Origin of the sequence: Cloacibacillus sp. (genome assembly GCA_036655895.1) — a bacterium.
GTDB lineage: Bacteria > Synergistota > Synergistia > Synergistales > Synergistaceae > JAVVPF01.
Map to the genome: position 1 here is coordinate 1 of JAVVPF010000086.1, position 3,173 is coordinate 3,173.

Below are 3,173 nucleotides of genomic sequence, written 5' to 3' on the forward strand. Positions count from 1 at the left end.
CGTCCATTCCGGCGCGTGGGAAGAGGCGGCCGCGCTCTCAAAATCGCAGCAGATGCCGATAGGCACCACCATCAACGCAAAGGGCGCGGCAAGCGACGCACAACCGCTTTCGATGGGCGTAACAGGCGCGCGCGGCGGACGCGCGTGGAACAATAAAATGATAAAAGATGCGGACGTCATATTATTTGCCGCGACAAGCACCGACTCCGCGAACACCGACGGCTGGAAGATACCGGCGCCGGCCTCCGGCCAGAGATTCATACAGATAGACGTAGCCGAGCGCGAGCTTGGCAACAATTACGACGCGCTGCCCCTTCTTGGCGACGTTCGCGAAACGCTGCGCGCGCTCAATGAACAGCTGAAAGACAAAAAGATTCCAGACCGCGCCATGTGGGCGAAACGCTGCGCCGACGAAAAGGCGGCGCACGAAGAAAAACTGCGTCAGGTGATGGAACGCTACGGTTCGGTGTTTCATCCGCTCTCGCTCGTCCGCGCCATAGAAAAACTGACGCCTGATACCGCCTTCTTTGCCGTCGACCCCGGCACCCCCGCCATCTACTCCTCCTGCTTCCTGCGTCTGGCGCGCGCCGGACGCCGCACCGCCTACAACTTCTCAATGGGCGCGCTAGGTTACGCCATACCGGCCGCAATGGGCGCGAGATTCGGCGTTCCTAAAGAAGCTCCCGTAGTAGCGCTCGTAGGCGACGGCAGCTTTGGTTTCTGCGGGGCGGAGCTTGAGACAGCGGCGCGCCTCGGCCTGAAAATAATATACGTACTCTTCAACAACGGCACCTTCGGCTGGATACGCGGTACGGAACGCGTACACAGAAAAGCGGAGCTTGCCCCGTATTTCTCGCAGTTCACCGATTTCGCGAATGTGGATTACGTCAAATTCGCGGAGGCGGTCGGGCTAAAAGGATACCGCGCAAAAGACATGGCGGACTTTGAAAAAATCTTCGCAGAATGCCTGAAGGAAGAAGGCCCCTGTCTCATCGACGTTCCTCTGCTGCCGGAAGACCAACAGCTCCCTCCCGTCCCCGGCTGGGCCGCCGCGAAAATCGCAAAGGACGAGGATATGACCTATTAGGCCTTCCCGTCGTGCTTGCGCGGCGTTTATTTATTTTTCAGAATCATAGAAGACCTCAAACTGTGGGTCGGCGGTTCCTACGCCAAGATACTTTGCCTTATAGTCGTTAAGAAGGATAATGAACTTGGGCGTCAATATGGATAACGCTATGACGTTTGCAAAAATGGGAAGCGCCGTGGAGGCGTCCGAGAAAAGCCACACAGTTGTTCCCGGGAACTCAAAATAGACCGCGATATAGACAAGCGCAAGGCTGGGAAGCGGGTAGGTCCATTTATAAAAATATAGAAGGGCGTCTTTTCGTGGAAAATCGCCTATAAGATAGCGGAGAACGACCTCGATCTGCGCGTAGAGGCCGCTTGAGGTCGTTATGCCGAATATAAATACCCCCGCCGCTAGAATGACCCTGCCGAATCGTCCCATCCCAGTCTCAAAGGCCGCAAGCGTCAAAGTGGCGCCGTCAAGACCGGAGGACCACTGCCCTGTGACGATTATGATGAGGCAGGTGATGCTGCATATTACAAAAGTATCCACAAATACTTCAAAAATGCCCATCAAACCCTGCTTCACGGGGTGATCTACCTTTGCCGAGGCGTGTATCATCGGCGCGGATCCCCATCCGGCTTCATTGCTGAAGACAGAGCGCGCAAGCCCTACTTTGATTGCCTGAGTCACTGCGGCTCCCATAAAGCCGCCAAGAGCCGCAGTGCCGGTGAAGGCGTTCTTAAATATCAGCGAAAAAGCCGCCGGTATCTCCGCTACGTTTCTTAAAAGAATAAAGATTCCGCCTGCGAGATAAAAAATGCACATAAAAGGAACGAGCATGAGCGCTATTTTGCCGAGTTGTTTCATGCCGCCGCTTATCATAGCGTAAAGCGCTATGGTATAGACGACGCCTACAGTCATTAGTTTTAGCCCAAATGTGTTCGCCACCGCTTCAGATACCGTATAGGTTTGTATATTGATAAAATATCCCGTCAAAAAGCCGAACGCGAAGAGAAAACTGAGGAGCTTGAAAACACGCGGCATATTTTTTTCAATGCCGATGCCCTTTTTCATGTAGTGATTGGGGCCGCCGTAGGCCGCGCCGTTGTCGTCTTTTGACCTGTAATAGACGGCAAGCGTCACCTCCGCCATCTTGATGATCATCCCAAAAAGCGCCGCAAGCCACATCCAAAATACAGCCCCAGGGCCGCCCGTCGCGATTGCAGTGGCGACGCCCCCGATATTGCCCACTCCGATGGTCGTGCCGAGCGCCACGCTGGTAGCCTCAATGGAAGAGAAAAGCCCCGTCTCGTTTTTATCTCTATCTCTTCCCCTGATGCTTGACCAAGCATGTCTCATAGCGACGCCGAAATTTGTGATTTGAAAGAAGCCCGTGCGCAGGCTAAGATAGAGGCCGGAGGCCAGAACGACCATCACCAAAGGCAGTCCCCACATATAGTCCCATACAATAAGGCTGATAAGGTCGACGGTGCTCATAATAATTCCCCCTCGGTTCTAGCGTGCCAACATGGTTATTTTAACAGAGCGGCCCGCCATCGTCATAACAAAAACCATATCCGCCGAGGCATTTGAAGAATCTTTCAGATGCGCTGCATTTGGATTGACAATCTTAACGGTATATAATGTAGTCGGCGGCTGTATATGCGCGTAGATATAAAAAATGTTTCGATGATGACGAAGGAGGGCTTTTTATGATGGAAGCGCCTGTTTTGTTTGAGAAAAAAGGGGCTGCTGCGTGGGTTACTCTGAACCGCGCGGAGCGGATGAATACCTTGACGTCGGAGCTGATTGCCGCGCTTTTTGCGCCGGCGGGGACCTTCCAATTTTGCAAAGCGCACGTCGGTATTTCAAGGCAAAAGCTGATGTTGGGGGATGCTGCTTAATTTGGCACAACTTTTTGTCAGCATCCCCGTACTAACTGTGCTATCCACCTATTTTATGTTGAATGCATTACGTTTAGTTATATTTTCAACCGAACGGTAAAGAGCCTTATAGAATACAAGCGGTGTATAGCTTCGACATCTTTATAATATCTTCCAATTTAACCTTTTCATCGGTATTGCTGTGGTAGATATCTTCTCCT

3 protein-coding genes are annotated in these 3,173 nt (G+C 52.5%); 2 read left to right on the plus strand and 1 reads right to left on the minus strand.

Features of this window, described 5'->3' with window-relative positions; all coding sequences use genetic code 11:
- Positions 1 to 1,087, plus strand: a 1,087-nt coding sequence (locus RRY12_12780; protein MEG2185548.1) for a thiamine pyrophosphate-dependent enzyme, incomplete at its 5' end; no start/stop codon positions are given.
- Between the two features lie 30 nt (positions 1,088 to 1,117).
- Here the strand turns inward: RRY12_12780 and RRY12_12785 are convergent.
- The gene (locus RRY12_12785; protein ID MEG2185549.1) at positions 1,118 to 2,566 is read right to left on the minus strand and encodes an amino acid carrier protein; all 1,449 of its coding nucleotides are present in this window, start codon (positions 2,564 to 2,566) and stop codon (positions 1,118 to 1,120) included.
- Between the two features lie 215 nt (positions 2,567 to 2,781).
- Here RRY12_12785 and RRY12_12790 point away from each other — a divergent pair, with 215 nt between their 5' ends.
- Positions 2,782 to 2,973, plus strand: a complete 192-nt coding sequence (locus RRY12_12790) for a hypothetical protein (GenBank protein MEG2185550.1) — start codon at positions 2,782 to 2,784, stop codon at positions 2,971 to 2,973.
- Positions 2,974 to 3,173: the final 200 nt, after the last annotated feature.